At 53.1% G+C, this 17,940-nt stretch carries 18 protein-coding genes; 10 read left to right on the top strand and 8 right to left on the bottom strand.

Going from position 1 to position 17,940, the window contains the following annotated elements:
* Nucleotides 1-2: 2 nt before the first annotated feature.
* The 4 genes from GOV90_RS11185 to GOV90_RS11170 form a co-directional block, all read right to left on the bottom strand.
* Nucleotides 3-1,625, bottom strand: a complete 1,623-nt coding sequence (locus GOV90_RS11185; protein WP_142634770.1) for a TRAP transporter large permease subunit — start codon at nt 1,623-1,625, stop codon at nt 3-5.
* On the bottom strand, nt 1,625-2,467 hold the full coding sequence (locus GOV90_RS11180) for a TRAP transporter small permease subunit (RefSeq protein ID WP_170558357.1): 843 nt from the start codon (nt 2,465-2,467) through the stop codon (nt 1,625-1,627). Before GOV90_RS11180 ends, GOV90_RS11185 begins: the two co-directional genes overlap by 1 nt.
* Nucleotides 2,468-2,483: 16 nt before the next feature.
* Nucleotides 2,484-3,653: a mandelate racemase/muconate lactonizing enzyme family protein gene (locus GOV90_RS11175; RefSeq protein ID WP_171092062.1), complete on the bottom strand. Its 1,170-nt coding sequence runs from the start codon at nt 3,651-3,653 to the stop codon at nt 2,484-2,486.
* Between the two features lie 79 nt (nt 3,654-3,732).
* On the bottom strand, nt 3,733-4,746 hold the full coding sequence (locus GOV90_RS11170; protein ID WP_171092060.1) for a TRAP transporter substrate-binding protein: 1,014 nt from the start codon (nt 4,744-4,746) through the stop codon (nt 3,733-3,735).
* Nucleotides 4,747-4,944: 198 nt separating this feature from the next.
* On the opposite strand from GOV90_RS11170, the gene GOV90_RS11165 reads away from it, so the two are divergent.
* Nucleotides 4,945-5,595, top strand: coding sequence for a GntR family transcriptional regulator (locus GOV90_RS11165; RefSeq protein ID WP_171092058.1), 651 nt, complete (start codon nt 4,945-4,947; stop codon nt 5,593-5,595).
* On the opposite strand, the gene denD is transcribed toward GOV90_RS11165, so the two are convergent.
* Nucleotides 5,592-6,527, bottom strand: coding sequence for a D-erythronate dehydrogenase (gene denD, locus GOV90_RS11160; RefSeq protein ID WP_174825426.1), 936 nt, complete (start codon nt 6,525-6,527; stop codon nt 5,592-5,594). The two genes, GOV90_RS11165 and denD, sit on opposite strands and share 4 nt — an antisense overlap.
* A gap of 29 nt (nt 6,528-6,556) precedes the next feature.
* On the bottom strand, nt 6,557-7,441 hold the full coding sequence (locus GOV90_RS11155; protein ID WP_171092054.1) for an NAD(P)-dependent oxidoreductase: 885 nt from the start codon (nt 7,439-7,441) through the stop codon (nt 6,557-6,559).
* A gap of 189 nt (nt 7,442-7,630) precedes the next feature.
* Here GOV90_RS11155 and GOV90_RS11150 point away from each other — a divergent pair, with 189 nt between their 5' ends.
* From GOV90_RS11150 to GOV90_RS11130, 5 genes are read left to right on the top strand one after another with little or no spacing between them, the layout of a single operon-like run.
* Complete coding sequence (locus GOV90_RS11150; RefSeq protein ID WP_171092631.1) at nt 7,631-8,278, top strand: SDR family oxidoreductase; 648 nt, start codon at nt 7,631-7,633, stop codon at nt 8,276-8,278.
* Nucleotides 8,275-10,071 (top strand): IlvD/Edd family dehydratase, encoded by a 1,797-nt coding sequence (locus tag GOV90_RS11145; protein WP_171092052.1) that lies wholly within the window; start codon nt 8,275-8,277, stop codon nt 10,069-10,071. The genes GOV90_RS11150 and GOV90_RS11145 overlap by 4 nt, the downstream gene beginning before the upstream one ends.
* A gap of 11 nt (nt 10,072-10,082) precedes the next feature.
* Nucleotides 10,083-10,931, top strand: a complete 849-nt coding sequence (locus GOV90_RS11140; RefSeq protein WP_171092050.1) for a fumarylacetoacetate hydrolase family protein — start codon at nt 10,083-10,085, stop codon at nt 10,929-10,931.
* A complete protein-coding gene (locus GOV90_RS11135; protein WP_171092049.1) occupies nt 10,924-11,847 on the top strand; it encodes a 2-hydroxyacid dehydrogenase in 924 nt (307 codons plus the stop codon). The genes GOV90_RS11140 and GOV90_RS11135 overlap by 8 nt, the downstream gene beginning before the upstream one ends.
* Before the next feature lie 16 nt (nt 11,848-11,863).
* A complete protein-coding gene (locus tag GOV90_RS11130; protein ID WP_171092047.1) occupies nt 11,864-12,454 on the top strand; it encodes a LysE family translocator in 591 nt (196 codons plus the stop codon).
* A gap of 47 nt (nt 12,455-12,501) precedes the next feature.
* Here the strand turns inward: GOV90_RS11130 and GOV90_RS11125 are convergent, their stop codons facing one another.
* Nucleotides 12,502-13,269: an SDR family oxidoreductase gene (locus GOV90_RS11125; protein ID WP_170777660.1), complete on the bottom strand. Its 768-nt coding sequence runs from the start codon at nt 13,267-13,269 to the stop codon at nt 12,502-12,504.
* Between the two features lie 69 nt (nt 13,270-13,338).
* Here GOV90_RS11125 and GOV90_RS11120 point away from each other — a divergent pair, with 69 nt between their 5' ends.
* Together GOV90_RS11120 and GOV90_RS11115 are read left to right on the top strand one after the other, a co-directional pair.
* A complete protein-coding gene (locus GOV90_RS11120; RefSeq protein ID WP_171092044.1) occupies nt 13,339-14,397 on the top strand; it encodes an L-idonate 5-dehydrogenase in 1,059 nt (352 codons plus the stop codon).
* 4 nt (nt 14,398-14,401) lie between these two features.
* Nucleotides 14,402-15,208 (top strand): phytanoyl-CoA dioxygenase family protein, encoded by an 807-nt coding sequence (locus GOV90_RS11115; RefSeq protein ID WP_253284632.1) that lies wholly within the window; start codon nt 14,402-14,404, stop codon nt 15,206-15,208.
* 196 nt (nt 15,209-15,404) lie between these two features.
* Here GOV90_RS11115 and GOV90_RS11110 read toward each other — a convergent pair whose 3' ends face one another.
* A complete protein-coding gene (locus GOV90_RS11110) occupies nt 15,405-16,181 on the bottom strand; it encodes a GntR family transcriptional regulator (protein ID WP_171172851.1) in 777 nt (258 codons plus the stop codon).
* Between the two features lie 10 nt (nt 16,182-16,191).
* On the opposite strand from GOV90_RS11110, the gene GOV90_RS11105 reads away from it, so the two are divergent.
* Nucleotides 16,192-16,371, top strand: coding sequence for a hypothetical protein (locus GOV90_RS11105; protein ID WP_171172850.1), 180 nt, complete (start codon nt 16,192-16,194; stop codon nt 16,369-16,371).
* Nucleotides 16,358-17,836 carry a phage terminase large subunit gene (gene terL / locus GOV90_RS11100; RefSeq protein WP_171172849.1) on the top strand — a complete coding sequence of 493 codons (1,479 nt, stop codon included), beginning with the start codon at nt 16,358-16,360 and terminating at the stop codon, nt 17,834-17,836. The genes GOV90_RS11105 and terL overlap by 14 nt, the downstream gene beginning before the upstream one ends.
* The last annotated feature ends 104 nt before the right edge of the window (nt 17,837-17,940 follow it).

Below are 17,940 nucleotides of genomic sequence, written 5' to 3'. Positions count from 1 at the left end.
CCTCACAACAGCAGCGCGATGATGCCCGGCCAAATCAGAAGAACGGAAAGCGCCAGCAACTGGATCCCGATGAATGGCAGGAAGCCGCGGAAGATATCCGTCAGACTGATATGTGGCGGGGCCACCGACTTCAGGTAGAACGCGGCCGGGCCAAATGGGGGCGAGAGGAAGCTGACCTGCATGTTCATACAGAACACGACGCCGAACCAGATGGCGACATGACTCGGCTCCAACTGGCCAAAGACTCCGATTTCTTCGATAGGAAGGCGCAGGACGATCGGCAGAAAGACCGGAATAATCAACAGCACGATGCCGACCCAATCCATGAATGCGCCCATGAACAGCAAGATCAGCATCATCACCAGAATGACCAGCATGGTTGGCAGCTCCTGGCCGACGATTAGGTCGGCCACGTATTGGGGCCCGCCAGCAATGGTGTAGGCACCCGCCAGCGCGGCGGCCCCGATCGTAACCCAGATGATGGTGCCTGTGGATTTTAGGGTTCGCATCAAGCTGTCCCAAACCAGCTCGAACGATCCTTCGCCCCGCAGGATGGCGATAATCAGAACGGCGAAGGCGCCCATGCCCGCAGCCTCGGTGATGCCTGTGATCCCGCCATAGATCGAGCCGAGCACGACGCCGATGACGACCAGCGGAGCGACGAGGCCTTTGCCCATTTCCCACCCGATTTTAGCGCGCTCTCTGCCAAAGACGAAGAAGATCAGCAGAAGGGCAACGATCGTGATGCCGGCAAACCAGGGCAGGTAGTCAGCCGTTCCCAGCCTCGCGGGCTCACCCTGGCTGGCAGCGTTCGAGCCTGAGAGCTCGAAAAACGCGGCCCGGATAAACAGAACGGTGGAAAATCCGGCGACGACGATGCTCATGAAGGCCCCAAACAGTTTGCGTTTTTCGGCCGGTTCGGGGTCGTTCGGATCCGGTTCCGGCAGCGGAGCGTGATGAGGATTCAACTGCGTGCGGATGATGATGTACAGGATGATCATCGAGGCCAGCATGAAGCCGGGAATGAAAGACGCGGTGAACAGCGACTTGATCGAGGTTTCGGTGATCAGCCCATAGATGATCAGAACGATGGAGGGAGGGATCATGGTGCCCAGCGAACCCGAGGCGCAGATGACGCCGATCGCGAGATTTTGATCGTACCCTAGGCGCAGCATCTGGGGAAGGGCGATAAGTCCCAGCAGGACAACCTCACCACCGATTATGCCGGACATGGCTGCCATGATCACCGCCATGATCGAGGTCACGATCGCGATGCCGCCGCGTGTTCTGGACAGCCAGACATTCAGCGACGAATACATGTCACGCGCGATCCCGGACCGCTCTAGCAGCGACGCCATGAAGATAAACAATGGCACTGATATGAGCACGTAGTCCGTTAAGAGCCCGTATATTTTCTGTGCCAGGATATAGAGCGGCCCAGTCCCTGGCCGACCGGTGAGAACCCCGTCGCCGAATGAAAACGGGTTCAAAAGCAGTGTCGGTTCGAACTTCAGGACAAGAACCAGAACCGCAAGCGAAGCCGAGGCCAGACCCAAGGGCATTCCGATCGCCAGAAGCACGATCAGGGCGACCATCAGGATGAGTGAGATTGTTCCAATATCCATCAGTCTTGTCCCACCGCTCGTTTGATCATTTCAATTTCGTCTTCGTCCGGTTCATCTGTGTGGATTTCCGGTTCTTTGTTCCAATCAGCGATCAAGTTCAAAATTGCTTGCATTGCGACGAGCGTAATCACGATCAGCACCATCGGCTGCAACGTCGCCGGGATCGGAGGATTGAAGGCGGAGCCATAAAGCTCCCATTTATAGAGCTTGTTGACGAACACCTGTTTGTAGCTGCCGTAGACCAAAAAGAAGGCAAACAGCACGATCAGTATTGTCGAAACCGTATCAAAAACGCGTTGAAGCCAACGTGGAACTGCGTCGTAGAGCAGGAATATTCGAATGTGACTGCGTTGCTGCATGGCGTAGTAGCCGGACATCAAAAACACAAAGCTGGCGAACCAAAGTGTCATTTCGTTGGCCCACTCGGTCGGCTTTTCCAGGATATAGCGCATGAAGACTTCGTAGAGCATGACGACAGTCATGATTGCGATCATCATCATCGTAACTCGTCCTATGAACAGGGCGAAACGATCCATAACCGTCGTGCCTTCGAACTCCATCGTCGCTGGGCGCACTGTCTTGGTGCCAATCACTGCAAGAAACGGTAGAAGGACGAGCGCGGCGACGTCGATGATGTCGACATAACCCCCGAACACGCCAGACAATTCGGGCGTGATGTCGCTGCGCAGATATATTTCTGTTACCTGACTTTTGAGGGATTCAGAGGTGTAGGGCAGCCAATCCAATAGGAATGCAGGGAGATGCCAAACAAGCCAACTCGCCGTCGCGACGAAGGCCAACGGTATGAGCCATTCAATTGGTCCGCCTGAATTCTTGTGCATCGCGTAACCCTCGTCCCTATCCTTCGATCCTGTAGTGATCGACAAAGTCTCGATCCGGCTCGACACCCAGTCCGGGCCCAGTCGGGATCATGACACGACCGTTGTTGGCCTTGACTTGATTTTGAATTCCCAGCGGTACGGTCAGCAGATCGTCCCGAAACTTGTTGTCCGTTGTGTCGAACTCCAGCATCGGCTCCCACGGATGCAAGCCGCCTGGAATCGCGGGCATGGCCGCCAGTAAATGCAGATTAGTTGCGACAGCGATGGCGCTACCCCAGACGTGATTTACGACCGGAGTGAAATGTGCGTGGCATAGGGCCAGTACCCTGAGATACTCTGAAACACCGCCCAAAGCGCAAACTTCTGGCTGCGCTATATCGATGCCGCGATTTTCAAGAAGACTGCGCCAGGCCCAGCGATTGAATACTGTCTCGCCGCCCGAAATGTTGACTTTCAGCGAAGTGCGCAATTCGCGGTATCCGTCAATGTCTTCTGGCGCGACGGGTTCTTCGAACCAATATGCGTCTAGTTCTTCCAGCGACCGACCGACGTAGAATGCGTCCGAAGTCGTATAGGCATGGTTTGCATCAACCATAAAGGGAAAGTCGTCACCAACCCCGCGTCGAACGGCTTCGCACAGCTTCACATCAGGCTTCGCGCCAAAGCCCGTTTTCATTTTGGTGGCGGTGAAGCCCATTTCCTTGATCTTTGAGGCTTCATCCTCAAAACGGCTGGCCAGATTGGAAATCGGTTCTTCCCTGAGCATCATGCCGTAGCCGTAGCAAGGAACGCTTGCGCGATGTGCGCCGCCGACAAGCTTATGGAGGGGGAGGCCAGAGATTTTGCCGGTGATGTCCCAAAGTGCGATGTCCACACCGGACAAAGCCTGTATTGGCATTCCGCTTTGGCCATGGTCTCGCAAAAGGTTGTACACCTTGTGCCAGATCACGTCTTTGTCCAAAGGGTCCATGCCAAGAACCATTGGTTGGATGACCTTTTCCACGATGGATTTGTTGGCAATGGCCACGTTTCCGGGACCAAAGCACTCCCCCCAACCAGTTACCCCTTCATCTGTCTGAACCTCGACCAGATGAGTTGTACGCTTGTCATAATACTGTTGCGAGTAGCCCAGAACTTCCGGCATGTCGTACTGCAGTACGTGACTTATTATTCTGGTGATTTTCATGAAGCTCTGGATCCCGGCGCCGAACCGGAGAGGCCGCTAGTGCGGCCTTTCCGTGTGTCGTAAGTCGGTCGCAGCCTGACTACTGCATCGCGCCCAGGTCACGCAGGAAGTTGATGTGGCTTTCCAGCAGCGCCTGTGCTTCAGGGGTCGTTGCGAACTCAGTCCACCCGACTTGAACGGCCGCGCGGTAGGCTGCCAGATCTTCAGGCGACCATTCGTACAACTGAACGCCTTTTGCTTTCAGGTCTTTTGCAGTCTGAGCGTTCTGCACTTCGTTGATGGTCGCATTGTGCAATGCCAGGCTATCCATTGCGACTTCCATGATCTTCTTATGGTGTGCGGGCATTGCTTCCCAAACGTCTTTGCGACAGGCAAGGTGGTCCGCGGGCATCGAGTGGAAACCGGGATAGTTTGTGTGACCTGCGATCTCGTACAGGCCCAGGCCCACATTGTTCGTCAGGTTCGCAGCATCCGCACCATCAATGATGCCGGTTTCCAAAGCTGTGAAGATTTCGTTGAAGTCCATCACGATCGGAGAAGCACCAAGTTCCGCGAACACTTTTGTTGCAAGGCCCGGAGGCGAGCGGAACTTCCAATCCTTGAAGTCTTCCACTTTAGCAATCGGCTTGGTCGAAGAAAGCGACTCCGGCCCGGGAATCCACCATCCGATGAACTCCATGTCGTAGCCGTTGTATAGATCATTTACGGCTTCTCTTCCGCCGCCATGAAGAAGCCAAGCCATTTGCTGATAGGGGTTCTGATACCCGCCGAGCAGGTCGCCCGCAAACTGGAAGGCCGGATTTTTACCGGTTTGATAGCCGCCGCCCGTCATGTCGCAATCAAGAATGCCTGTAGCTGCGGCATCGAAGGTCTCAACTGACTTGACCACCGAAGAGGAATAGAACATTTCAACTTCGATTTCGCCGTTCGACATTTCCTGAATGTCTTCAACGAATTTTGCAGCCATCTGGCCCGACAGAGTTTCGGGCGAAAAATGGGTTTGAATTCTAAGCTTCGTGGTTTCAGCCATCGCGAAACCGGCTGCCATTGTCGTGGCTAAGGCCGCCACGGCCGCTGTCTTGACTATTTTCATATTGTCCTCCCAGACGTTGAGCGACGCGCGGAGTGGGAGATCTTGCTGCCTCCTTTGCCGTCACGCAGATAAACGTTAAGCCGACGAATCGAATGCAACAAGAAGAATTTGAAATTTCTGATAATTTCGAGATTCTTGCATAAATTCGAAAATAGGCTTAGGACGCTACTTGGACAAAAATTGAAGGCGCATACCGGGATGAAAGAAGAAGTCGATATTTATCAAGATCTTAAAATGCGCCTAGTCTCGAACGGATTCGAGCATGGAGCCAAGGTGAGGGCCGAAGAACTACGTAAAGAGTATGGCTGTTCTGCGAGCGCAGTTCGTGAAGTCCTTTTTCGATTGTCCGCTGTTGGATTGGTGGACTTTCAGGAACAAAAAGGTTTCCGCGTGCCAATACGTTCGCCGCAGAAGCTTATCGAATTGACACATGTCCGTGTTTTGTTGGAGGCCGAAGGTACAGCAATGTCAATCCGTAGTGGCGGGGTGGATTGGGAAGCAAGACTGACGGCCGCGCATCACAAACTTAGCCACATCGAAAAACGCATACATGCCACAGACGACCCGAGCGGCCTTATCGAGATATGGTTTGCCTCGGAGAAGGAGTTTCACCAAACGCTTATTTCTGCCTGTGGCTCGGAAACCTTAAAACAAATGCATGGCCGAGTTTACGCGCAATTCAGACAGCAGTTGATGGTGGCAGACCGGAACTTTGAGTTCATTTCTCAGAACATAAGACACCATGCGGATATACTCGAGGCAGCATTGTCAGGGGATGAACAGTTAACACGAGAGAAAATTCACGATCATCTGAAACGCCACCTAACTGGAAAGACGATGGGCGACTAGCGCCGAAAATCGTCTTCCAAATACACCTGAATGATTTCGTCGAAGCTTGATTCCGCCTCGAACCCCAACTCCAGAGTGCGATCTGTTTGAAAGTCGCGCGGCCAATTCTTGACTATTCGTTCGATTGCCTCGTCGGGTTCTCGTCTGATGAGGCCAACTGCATCTTGGCCGGCCGCGGCGCGCAGCGCTTCGATTTGTTCTGCGACGGTGCAGCTTACGCCCGGCATGTTCAACGCGCGTCGGTCATTCAAAAGCCGCGTGTCGATTGTTGCTGCGTGGGTCAAAAAAGTTGCAGCGGCGCGGGGGCTGGCGTGCCAGTGGCGAACAGTTTCGGCAACAGGCAAGACAGCCTCAACCCCATTCAACGGCTCTCGGATAATACCTGAAAAGAAGGACGAAGCGGCAGCGTTGGCTTTGCCAGGGCGCACACACAAAGTGGGCAAGCGTAAGGAAACACCGTCGATATACCCCTTCCTGCTGAAATCCGTGATCATCAATTCAGACGCCGCTTTCTGCGCTCCGTAACTGGTCAAAGGAGCCGATAGAAACTCATCGCTTATCTTTTCGGGGAACGGTGCCCCGAAAACTGCTATGGACGAGGCAAAAACCAGACGAGGCTTGTACTCGCCTCCTGACGCCTCGTGTTCATCCTTGAGTGTGTTCAGCAGTGTCCAGGTCGCCATAAGATTGACATCCCAACCCAACGCAAAGTCAGTTTCAGCTTGGCCTGAAACGATAGCTGCAAGGTGAAATATGACGTCCGGGCGCTGAGCTGCAACCGACTTGGCGATGCCTGACGTGGTCAAGTTTCCCACAATTTGCTTACCTGGCGCACTGTCGAGCGGGAATGAGAGATCGAACAGTGAGATTTGGGCATTTGCTCCAAAAATTTCTTGGGTCGAAACGCGTTGGGCCAGTTTCTGGCCCAGCATTCCTCCACCGCCTATAACAAGTACCCGCGTCACAACATTCCATTCCGTTTTTTGAGTTCCAGATACAAAGCCGAATGATCCAGTTCGGCCCCATCCATTTCATTTATCAAATATTCGAAACGGTTGCGCACGGATTGGGTGCTGGGTAGCTCAACGCCAAGGCTGCGCGCTTCTTCTAGCGTGTTGTCCAAGTCCTTTATTTGAAACTTAGACAAACCTCCTGGTACAAAATTTCCATCAGACATGCGTTCGCCATGTTGTTGTAAGATAATACTGTCCGCAAAGCCCCCCTTCAGTGCGGCCCTCAACGCGGTGGGGTCTGCACCGCCTTGCTGAGCCAGTAGTGTCGCTTCGGCGACGGCCGATATTGTCACAGCGACAATTGTTTGATTGGCCAATTTGCACAATTGACCAGAACCACTTGGGCCTACATGCACAGGACGTCCCATTGCCGTCAGAACCGGCCGCACGCGCTCCAAAACGTCCTGATCGCCACCGACCATGATCGCGAGGGTGCCAGCTTCTGCACCCATGGTGCCGCCGGAAACCGGGGCATCCAGATGCTGCACCCCCATCGAGGACAATTGCGCGGATTGCTCTCTGGCGTGTTCGGGTTTGGCGCTGGACATATCAATCCAGATCATCCCCGGTTTGAGTTGTTCGCGGAAAGCCTCATCAGAAAGTAGCGCGCCGGTCGCGTATCCATCCGAGAGCATGGTTATTATTACGTCTGCACCCGAAATCGCCAGCGGCGCAGATTCCGCCAATTTCGCGCCTTCTGCTGTTAACGGTTTTGCCTTTTCCAAGCTGCGGTTCCAAACAGTGAGCGGAAATTCGGCGCGCAAAATATTCCGCGCCATGGGGGCACCCATCAGGCCGGTTCCCAACAGAGCCACTTTGAACTGCTTGCTCATCATCTACGTCCTTCCCAAGGTGCGCCACGCATGGTTATGGCCAAACCAAAATCTCTATCATACGCTAACGGCTCTGTGCCCACATGCCAGAATTCGTTGCTGAACCGCCAAGGTTTCTTTGCTTTTCGGTTGATCTGTGGAACGAAATAACACGCGTTCAACCGCCACCTTATGAGTCGGAATATTTATATGTTAGAAAGGCTTAAGGAGAAGCGCGACCTAGCCGTAGCCACCTCACAAAGGATCAGAATTGCAAGCACGATTGCATCGGCAAGAAGGGGTGCGAAAGACTATGCGACGGATATAAACTCCAAAAATCTAAATTCGATTCGCGGTCAGAATCTCGAAAATCACGAAATTTTCGAGATGAATGTGGCGAATAATAGCAGTATTCATCATGGGGTCGCGCGATTGAAGCCAGATGTTTTGTTCAACGGCGACGGGTTCGTGCATCACGGAACTATTCTTGATGCAACGGATGGTGAAAGGGATTTCGCCATGGACCACAATCTGCGCTCAATGGTGTGCACGACAAAGGCTGCCGTTGTTGGGGTGACGAAATCGGTGACCGTGGATTTAATAGTGCGAGAAATTCGGTGCAATTGTACTTGCCCTGGAACAGTCGAGAGTCCCAGCAGGCGTGACCGCGTAGATGCGCTGGGAGAGCAGCTGGGCAGCAGAAAAGAAGCGCTTGCTCAATTCGTGTCGCCTCAGTCTGCCGGGCGTGTAGCGAAAGCGGAAGAGATTGCTGCGTTGATCGTCTATCCGGCATGGGTTGAGAGTGCATGCACCACAGTACAGACACATAAAATTGACGGAGGTTGGTCAGCCCAATGACAAAAGTATCAAAGGACGATCTGCGATCTCGCAAGTGGTTTATGAATTCCGAGAACCTTGAGATGACTGCATTGTATCTGGAAAGATACCTGAATTACGGGTTGACCCGTGCAGAGCTGCAATCAGGCAAACCGATCATTGGCATTGCTCAGACTGGCAGTGATTTGAGCCCCTGCAACCGGCATCATATCGAGTTGTCCAAACGCGTTCGCGACGGAATCATCGCCGCCGGGGGAACGTGCATCGAAATACCGGTCCACCCGATACAAGAGACCGGCAAACGGCCAACGGCCTCACTTGACCGCAATCTGGCTTATCTCTCCTTGGTTGAGAGTCTATTTGGGTATCCGATTGATGGCGTTGTTCTGAACATTGGTTGCGACAAGACTACTCCCGCACTTCTCATGGCCGCTGCGACTGTCAACATCCCAGCGATCGCCCTGTCGGTCGGCCCCATGCTCAACGGTTGGTGGAAAGGCGAGCGCGCCGGATCGGGAACGGTTATTTGGAAAGCGCGCGAAGACCTTGCGGCTGACCAAATCGACACCGACGAGTTCATGGAAATCGCAGCCGCCGCAGCACCTTCAGTGGGGTATTGCAATACGATGGGAACAGCAACGACCATGAATTCGCTTGCTGAAGCCTTGGGTATGCAATTGCCCGGATCAGCAGCCATACCAGCCCCGTATAGAGAGCGCGGTCAAATCAGTTATGAAACCGGCAAACGTATTGTGGACATGGTCTGGGAGGATCTGCGCCCTAGCGATGTGATGACACGTCAGGCTTTTGAGAATGCGATTGTTATCAACTCTGCGATTGGTGGATCGACGAACGCGCCGATCCACCTGAATGCAATCGCCCGGCATCTTGGTGTTCCATTGAACAACGATGACTGGCAGAACCTTGGCCACGACGTTCCTCTGTTGGTAAACATGCAGCCTGCGGGTGAGTATCTGGGCGAAGATTACCAACAGGCCGGGGGTGTTCCGGCCGTTGTCGGAGAGCTTCTTGATGCTGGATTGCTGCCGCATCCCGATGCGATAACGGTGAACGGCAAGACAATGGGCAACAATTGCTCGGCGCGCCGGTCTCAGAATAGCGAAGTAATCAAGCCAGTCGGTAGCCCGGTCAAGCAACAGGCGGGGTTCATCAATCTCTCGGGCAACCTGTTCGAAAGTGCGATAATGAAAACATCTGTGATCTCAAAGGCATTTCGAGAGACCTACCTGTCGAACCCGGATGATCCAAATGCGTTTGAGGGCAGGGCGATTGTGTTTGATGGGCCTGAGGACTTTCACCATCGGATCGATGATCCCGCAGAAAACATCGACGCAAACTGTATTCTGATCATGCGCGGAGCAGGACCAAAAGGATACCCGGGTGCTGCAGAGGTCGTGAACATGCGCCCGCCCGCATATTTGTTGAAGCAAGGCATCGAAGCCCTTCCTTGCATCGGTGATGGACGGCAATCTGGTACATCAGGAAGCCCGTCTATCCTGAATGCTTCACCCGAAGCTGCAGAGGGTGGTGGGTTAGCCTTGGTGCGAAATGGCGACCGACTGCGCATCGATCTTGGCAAAGGCACAGCAGATATTCTGGTTTCGCTTGAAGAACTGCATGAACGCGCCCGCGACCTGGAGGCAAAGGGAGGGTATGCAATGCCGCCCAACCAATCCCCGTGGCAGGAAATATTCCGCGAAAAAGTAGATCGTTTGGATCGCGGTATGACGCTCAAGGGGGCAGAAAACTACCACGATATCGCGCGAGGATTCATGCCACGCGACAATCACTAAAAGGAACAGAAATGAAACTTGTTCGTTACGGAGTAGAGGGCTCGGAAAAGCCTGCGTTGGTCGACGCTGAGGGCCAATTGCGGGATCTGTCCGCTCATATCATTGATATTACGGGTGATATGTTGGATGACGGAACGCTTGATAACCTGCGCTCATTGGATCCGAACAACCTGCCAATTGTAGAGGGTGACCCTCGTATCGCACCGTGTGTCGGTGACATCGGTAAATTTCTTTGCATCGGTTTGAACTACTCGGACCATGCTGCAGAAACCGGCGCAGATATTCCCGAGCATCCGATACTTTTTTTCAAGGCTAACTCAGCAGTCATTGGTGCATATGACGAAGTTGTAATGCCGCGGGGATCTACACACACCGACTGGGAATGCGAACTGGGCGTCGTCATAGGCAAAACAGCCAAATACGTTTCCAAGGCCGACGCGCTCGAATACGTTGCCGGCTATTGCATCGTAAACGACGTGTCGGAAAGGCATTTTCAAACTCAACTGACCGGTCAATGGACCAAAGGCAAGTCTTGCGACACATTTGGCCCTACTGGCCCTTGGCTAGTGACCCAGGATGAGGTGCCGGATCCTCAAAGTCTTGGTATGTCACTGGATGTAAACGGTCAGCGCATGCAAACCGGGAATACTGCTACGATGATCTTTTCCGTTGCCGAGATCATTGAACATCTAAGCCAACTTTTCACACTGCATCCCGGTGACGTCATTTCAACTGGAACACCGCCCGGTGTTGGAATGGGGATCAAACCGGAACCAGTTTACCTGAAAAAAGGCGACGTCATGGAGCTTCGCATCGATGGGCTTGGCGTTCAGCGGCAAGAGGTCGGCCAAGATGACTGACTTATTGCAAATCGGAGGGATCACTGAACGGATGCGAGAACGCCTGGCCACAGTGTTCAATATTCATCAATTGGACGATTTCAGCGCGGATAGTATAACACATATCGTTACAAATGGGCATGATGGCGTTCCGCATGACCTGATGACATCACTCAGCAGTTTGAAGATGATCAGCGTCTATGGAGTCGGTTACGACGCCGTCGACGCAAATGCCGCGGCTGAGCGCGGGATTGTCGTGACGCACACACCCAATGTTTTGAACAAAGAAGTCGCAACCACCGCCGTTCTGCTGTTGCTGTCATGTTATCGAGAGCTCATAGGTGACGATAATTACGTACGGTCCGGACGGTGGGAAGTTGAAGGTAATGCCCCTTTGACGCGATCAGCGGACAATCAAAAATTAGGCATTCTTGGTCTTGGTCGCATTGGTCAGGCGATTGTTGATAAGTTGGAGCCGTGGGCACCCGAAATCTCTTATCACACCCGCAATCAAAAGGATGTCCCGTACCGATATTTCGACAATTTGGTTGAAATGGCAGAGCATGTGGACGTCCTCATATGCATCACGCCCGGCGGCCCGTCGACCAATAAGCTGGTCAACGCTGAGGTGTTGCGCGCGTTGGGGGCAGGCGGCACTCTGATAAACGTTAGTCGAGGTTCGGTTGTCGACGAAACTGCCTTAATTAGTGCATTGCAAAACGGTGAGCTCGGGTGGGCAGGGCTTGATGTCTTCGAGGACGAACCGCGCGTTCCAAAAGCATTGCGCGAGTTGTCCAATGTCGTTCTGCTCCCTCACGCTGGTAGCGCGACTTTTGAGACGCGTGCAGCAATGGGTGACCTGACTGTCGACAATCTGCTGCAACACCATAAGGACGGATCGGTGATCACAGCTGTGCCGGAATGCAGAGATCTGTAGAAGGCCAATCTGAATAGTGTTTGAGTTTGCCGTTGCGGTTTTCTTTCTGCTGATTACGCCGGGCCCAGGTGTTTTGACAACTGCGGGTATTGGATCAGCATTTGGTTTTCGAGCTGGGCTCGCTTTTGTGGCCGGTTTGATGCTGGGCGGGTTCATCAACATGATGTTTGTTGTCTCTGGAGTCGCTGCAGTAGCTTTGGCTATACCGGTACTTAGAACTTTGCTGCTATTTGCCTCTGTTGGGTATTTGGGATTTCTTGTCTGGCGTATTGCAAGAGCTGGCTCAAAGGTCGGGTTTTCCCCCGCGGTCTCGCCACTTGGTTTTGCGAACGGGCTGACACTTCAGTTCATTAATCCCAAGGCTTACGTGGTCGGCACTGCATTGTTTTCAGGGTTTGCCTTTTTGCCCGATGCGCCCGTTTGGGAGGTCGTCATAAAAATCGTAATATTCAATATGATTTGGGTGCCAGTGCACATGATCTGGCTGGGTGCTGGCGCAAAGCTAGGCAGCCTTGATTTAAGTGAGAGATCACATCAAAGGATCAACTTTGCGATGGCGGCTTCATTGATGGTTGTTGTGGTGATTGCTTTGGCGTCGGCGCTTTAAACAAAGCCTGCGTCAGTCGTACCAAGCAGACGGTTGAAAGACACAAATCAAAGTGACGCCGTTATTCCGCCATCAACGTAGAGAGTATGTCCATTGACGAAACTGGATGCAGGGGAGGCAAGGAATATGGCGGCGCCGACAAGTTCTTCCACATTGCCCCAGCGACCGGCCGGGGTGCGTTTCTCGAGCCATGCACTAAACTCAGGGTCAGCAACCAATGCGGCGTTCAAAGGTGTATCGAAATATCCAGGCGCAATGGCATTGCAGTTTAGGCCATACTTAGCCCAATCAGTCGCCATTCCTTTTGTAAGGTTGGTCACGGCACCTTTTGTCGCCGTGTAAGGCGCAATACCCGGTCTTGCCAATGCGGATTGAACCGACGCAATGTTAATGATCTTGCCTGACTTTCTTTCAATCATGTGCCGTGCCACAGCCTGACCGACATGAAAGACGGACGCTACATTTGTCTGTAGTAGGTGCTCGAAGGCATCAGCGGGGAAATCCTGTAGCTCCGTCCTGTGTTGCATTCCGGCGTTGTTTATCAGGATGTCTATGGGGCCGACATTGTCTTCAAAGTTGTCCACGGCAGATCGGACACCTTCATGATCGGTTGCATCGAACGAAAGTTCACGTACCGAGGCGCCTGTTTCGCTCAACTCGGATGCTGCTGCCGCTAGTTTCGCGGTGTCGCGCCCGTTCAAAACGACTTGCGAACCGGCGGCAGCCAAGCCACGGGCCAACGCAAATCCAATGCCTTGGCTAGAGCCTGTTACTAGTGCGCGTGTTCCCTCTAGGTTGAACATTTCAAGCATCATGCAAAAACCCCTTGGTTGTCAGCACCGACTATCCGTATCTTTTGGCAATATGTATAGGGAGTCTGTGCAATGTCTTCGGCCAATGTTGCTGTTGTTATCCATGCCGCAAAAGATCTGAGGTTGGAAAACCGGGACGTACATGACGTGGGGCCAGACGAAGTCTTGATTGCCATGCGCGCGGGTGGGATTTGCGGCTCTGACCTGCATTATTATAACCACGGTGGTTTCGGTGCGATCAAGTTGCGTCAGCCGATGGTGCTAGGACATGAAGTCGCCGGAGAAATCGTGAAAGTCGGGTCAAGTGTGCAGGGGCTGCACTTAGGCCAACTGGTTGCAGTTTCTCCATCCCGCCCTTGCCAAGCCTGCATTTATTGTCTGAACGGGCAGCAAAACCACTGTCTTGATATGAAGTTCTATGGCAGCGCGATGCCGTTCCCGCATATCCAAGGCGCTTTTCAAAGCAAACTCGTGGCGAAAGCCAGTCAATGTGTTCCGGCAGATGGGTTGAGCCCTGCGCAGGCCGCTATGGCCGAACCTCTGGCTGTCTGTTTGCACGCGATTAAACAAGCCGGGAACCTCTTAGGCAAAACGGTACTTATCACGGGATGCGGTCCGATTGGCTGCCTCACGATCTTGGCGGTACGTCGTTCTGGAGCGGCCAGAATAGTGGCGACGGATATCTCGGACCAGACCCTCGCTCTTGCGAGTGAATGCGGGGCAGACGATGTCATCAACACCTACGCCGATCCGCAAAAACTGGAGCAGTTTGAAAACGACAAGGGCCAGGTTGATGTCCAACTGGAGTGTTCTGGGGCTCAATCGGCTCTGGCTTCTGGCGTCGCATGCTTGCGACCGGGTGGAACATTGGTTCAACTTGGTCTGGGTGGAGATATGACTGTGCCGATGCAGGCGTTGACTGCAAAAGAGATAGTGCTTCGCGGGTCTTTCCGTTTCCATTCCGAGTTCTCAGTCGCGGTCGAGATGATGCGAAGCGGACTAATATACGTCGACCAGTTGGTGACGCATTCCTTCGAAGTTGGCGAGGCAGTAACTGCCTTTGAGGTCGCGTCTGATCGAAGCCAATCAATGAAAGTGCAGTTAAAGTTTCCGGAAAATGACGACGGATAGGCGAATGCGTGATATTGCAAAGACTTATGAAAGAGACGGTTTCGTAGCTCCGCTGGATATCCTGACAGCTTCCGAGGTCCAAACGCTGCGCGATGATTTTGAGAAAGCAGAGCTCATTCTCAGAGACGACCCAGAGAAACTCAAGCTTCTGTATTCTTATCCGGATAGGCTGATACCATCATTCGATGCACTTCTTCGCCATCCGAAGCTGATTGAGGCTGCTTCAACAGTGTTGGGGCCGGACCTCATGGTTTGGAGCGGTGCACTTTTCGTAAAAGAAGCGCGATCATCGAAGATAGTCTCGTGGCACCAAGACTTGACCTATTGGGGTTTGGATGATGCTGAAGAGGTAACCTGTTGGGTTGCGATTTCAGAAGCGTCTGAGCAAAGCGGGTGTATGAGGTTTGTTCCTGGCAGCCATAAAAGCCGGATCGTGCCTCACGTGGACACCTTCAGCGAAAACAATCTTTTGTCACGTGGGCAGGAAATCGCAGTCGATGTGAACGAAAAAGATGCAGTTGCTGCCGAATTGCGTGCAGGGCAGGCATCCATGCATCACGGGCATCTCTTTCACGCATCAGGGCCCAATAACACGGACGATAGACGCATTGGTGCGGCGTTGCGTTTCATAAAGCCCTCAATGAAACAGCAAAACGGAGTGAAAACTTTGGTTGCGCTAGTCGCAGGGCGAGATGATTTTGGGCATTTTTTAGTTGCGTCCTCCCCTCAGGGCTTTTTGCATGAGAACGATTTCGTTTTGTGTCAAAGGGATGCAGATCGCAAGAAACAAATACTCTTCGCCGGAGTGTAATGACTCCCTTCGCGAGCTCAGACCCATTGCTATATCGACCGGGAAGCCGCCCTGAATCGCGAAAACTAGTAGACAATTAAAAGTTAACATAGTCGCTAAGATTTTCTTCCACTGGGCGAAAAGTTGCAGAGGAAGTCTACGGCAGGTTCGAAATCAAAATAGTCATTACAAACTCACAAAGTATTCTGATTAATTTTTAATTTGCTATCGTTGCGCTTAGCGCCTCTTCCTTTGTTTTGACCTTTTCGGTTGCTTCGCTCCAATATGAACCACTTTTTTTGTCAATGTGGTTTTCCAATACTTCGAAAGCACTGTGGAAATCATCCTGCTTCACTGACTTGACTAGTTCAATGTGCTGCTCGTGGGATCTCGACATATGCCTAGGGTGGCGACCTAGCCTGTTGCGCACGGCTGAGACTTTCAAAGCTATTGTCTGATAGGCGTCGTTGAGGAACCTATTGTTCGCGCAATCGAATATACACTGGTGGAAAATAGTGTCCTGTCGAAGATATTCCGTATCATTTCCAGAATCTCTTGCCAGATTCATTTCTTTAACACATTTGTCCAGTTCGGCGTGCAGCTTCTTGCTGTCGGTTTGCATAGCGTATTTTAACGCCGCGGTTTCAAGGCAAACTCGCGCATCGATTAGTTTATCGAGTTCGTCAGGTTCAAGGTCAAATACGAATGATCCACGTTGGGGTTCGACGACCAATAATCCTTCCATTTCAAGTCTGTTGATCGCTTCACGTACCGGCGTTCGACTTACTTCCAGTTCTTTGGCAATTTTAGCCTCTGAAAGCTGTTCACCTAGATCGAACTCGCCACTAACAATGCGTTCTTTCAGATTTTCAGCCACTAACTCGGTTAATGATTTCGGGCGGTTTACGGTTCGCGAAGGCAGCCACGAAATCCGGATTTCCAAGGCTGAGGCAATTGCCAAGCGGTTCACGGCAGGCGCGTTGAAGGGCGACACGAAATTGTTGATGGCGCTGCTTAAGCTGGACACAGATCTGTTCAACGCAAGTGAATTGGACGCGCAAGAAAGCGTCCGTACGGTTGAGCCCGACGCTGTCGACTACGACATCCTCCGGGATTTCTTTTCCAGCCAACTGGACGGTGACGGTGATCTGGAAAACGAGGAGGCGGAAGATGACGACTCCTGATCCAAAAATCGTCGTGCAAGCCGCTCGCGAGGTTTGCCGGGACAATTTCTTTCCCTTCGTTTGGCGTGTGTTTGGCACGCTGCACCAGGGAACTGACCGCAGCTTTGATCCGGCCTGGCATGTGCGGGCCATGTGCCATGAGTTGGACAATGTCCGTCGAGGCGAAAACAAGCGACTGATCATCAACATCCCGCCACGTTGCCTGAAATCGGTCACCGTGGCCGTTGCATATGTCGCTTATCTTCTCGGTCATAACCCCAGCGCCAAGATCATCGTTGCCAGCTATGGGTTGGATCTGGCGCGCAAACATTCCGAAGATTGTCGTCGGATCATGTCTGCGCGCTGGTACCGGGAAATGTTCCCTGAAACGGTCTTGGCTAAAAAGGGCAACACCTCAGAAGAAATCCGCACCACAAAGGGAGGCAGCCGTAAGGCTGTCTCCATTGGAAGTTCTGTCACCGGTCATGGCGCCGATTACATCATCATCGATGACCTGCTGAAAGCCGGAGATGCCGGCTCCGAAGCCGAGCTGGTCAAGGCGCAGGAGTTCATTGAGGGGACCTTGTTGTCGCGCTTCGACAATCCGGCCGAAGGGCGTGTGGTTATGGTTGCGCAACGGTTGCACGAGATGGATCCGCCGGGTTATCTGCTCGAACGCGGGACCTACCGGCATCTGAATCTGCCTGCCATCGCAGAAGGCCATGAGGTGGTTCCTCTTGGGCATGGAAGGGTCATGCGCCGCAAACCGGGTGATCTCCTGTGCCCGTCCCGTTTGGATCAGCAAACGCTGGATACCAAGCGTCGCGAAATGGGCGCGGCCGTGTTCAATTGCCAGTATCAGCAGAACCCCATTGCTCCCGACGGGTCGCCCTTGCGCTGGGAGTGGTTTGGCACCTACGAGACCATCGAAGATCGCCGCTGGTTCCAACTGGTGGTTCAGAGCTGGGATACGGGCATGTCGGCAGACCCCCGGTCTGATTTCTCTGTCTGTACAACCTGGGGGTTCCGCGAAAATGCGTGGCATCTTATCGACGTCTGGTGCGGGCAGGTAGACTACCCAGACCTGAAAGCCAAGGCACTGCAACTTGTCGGCCGTTGGGATCCCGATCGTGTCCTGATCGAAGATGCGGCCTCCGGCAAACCTCTTTTGGACGAATTGTTTCGTGATGACCGTCGGCGCTACGAACGCATTAAACCCGACAAGGACAAGGAAACCCGGTTCCAGTCCGCTTGCGGTCCTGTCGAAGAGGGCAAGGTTTATCTGCCTGCAGATGCACCCTGGCTGCCGGTATTCAAACGGGAGCTTCAGTCCTTTCCACGCGGACGCAACGACGATCAGGTCGACAGCTTTGCCCACTTTCTGAACTGGTCCAAGGGACCGGGCTTCTACCGGGCATTGGGCCGCGACCACCGGATCAACATCGAACGTCGGGAGCGTAATCGAGAGAGGGTCAGGCGACGGTAGGATCTCGGAGTTGAGCTTGAAAACTCGTTGAATAGTACTGGGAGGGCCGATGTCGGACCAATCCTGAGAGCGGCCCCAATGACCGCTCGCAACCACAAACCGGT

Origin of the sequence: Ruegeria sp. HKCCA5929 (assembly GCF_013034525.1) — a bacterium.
Lineage (GTDB): Bacteria > Pseudomonadota > Alphaproteobacteria > Rhodobacterales > Rhodobacteraceae > Ruegeria.
This window is presented reverse-complemented; position numbering and strand designations above follow the sequence as displayed.

Bases quoted from the DNA above. Each gene is read 5' to 3' on its own strand.
- GOV90_RS11145 (WP_171092052.1), top strand. From the start codon at position 8,275: ATGACAAAAGTATCAAAGGACGATCTGCGATCTCGCAAGTGGTTTATG.
- GOV90_RS11175 (WP_171092062.1), bottom strand. From the start codon at position 3,653: ATGAAAATCACCAGAATAATAAGTCACGTACTGCAGTACGACATGCCG.
- GOV90_RS11185 (WP_142634770.1), bottom strand. From the start codon at position 1,625: ATGGATATTGGAACAATCTCACTCATCCTGATGGTCGCCCTGATCGTG.
- GOV90_RS11120 (WP_171092044.1), top strand. From the start codon at position 13,339: ATGTCTTCGGCCAATGTTGCTGTTGTTATCCATGCCGCAAAAGATCTG.
- terL (WP_171172849.1), top strand. From the start codon at position 16,358: ATGACGACTCCTGATCCAAAAATCGTCGTGCAAGCCGCTCGCGAGGTT.
- GOV90_RS11180 (WP_170558357.1), bottom strand. From the start codon at position 2,467: ATGCACAAGAATTCAGGCGGACCAATTGAATGGCTCATACCGTTGGCC.
- denD (WP_174825426.1), bottom strand. From the start codon at position 6,527: ATGCTGGGCCAGAAACTGGCCCAACGCGTTTCGACCCAAGAAATTTTT.
- GOV90_RS11165 (WP_171092058.1), top strand. From the start codon at position 4,945: ATGAAAGAAGAAGTCGATATTTATCAAGATCTTAAAATGCGCCTAGTC.
- GOV90_RS11170 (WP_171092060.1), bottom strand. From the start codon at position 4,746: ATGAAAATAGTCAAGACAGCGGCCGTGGCGGCCTTAGCCACGACAATG.
- GOV90_RS11135 (WP_171092049.1), top strand. From the start codon at position 10,924: ATGACTGACTTATTGCAAATCGGAGGGATCACTGAACGGATGCGAGAA.
- GOV90_RS11155 (WP_171092054.1), bottom strand. From the start codon at position 7,441: ATGAGCAAGCAGTTCAAAGTGGCTCTGTTGGGAACCGGCCTGATGGGT.
- GOV90_RS11105 (WP_171172850.1), top strand. From the start codon at position 16,192: ATGGCGCTGCTTAAGCTGGACACAGATCTGTTCAACGCAAGTGAATTG.
- GOV90_RS11125 (WP_170777660.1), bottom strand. From the start codon at position 13,269: ATGATGCTTGAAATGTTCAACCTAGAGGGAACACGCGCACTAGTAACA.
- GOV90_RS11140 (WP_171092050.1), top strand. From the start codon at position 10,083: ATGAAACTTGTTCGTTACGGAGTAGAGGGCTCGGAAAAGCCTGCGTTG.
- GOV90_RS11115 (WP_253284632.1), top strand. From the start codon at position 14,402: ATGCGTGATATTGCAAAGACTTATGAAAGAGACGGTTTCGTAGCTCCG.
- GOV90_RS11150 (WP_171092631.1), top strand. From the start codon at position 7,631: ATGTTAGAAAGGCTTAAGGAGAAGCGCGACCTAGCCGTAGCCACCTCA.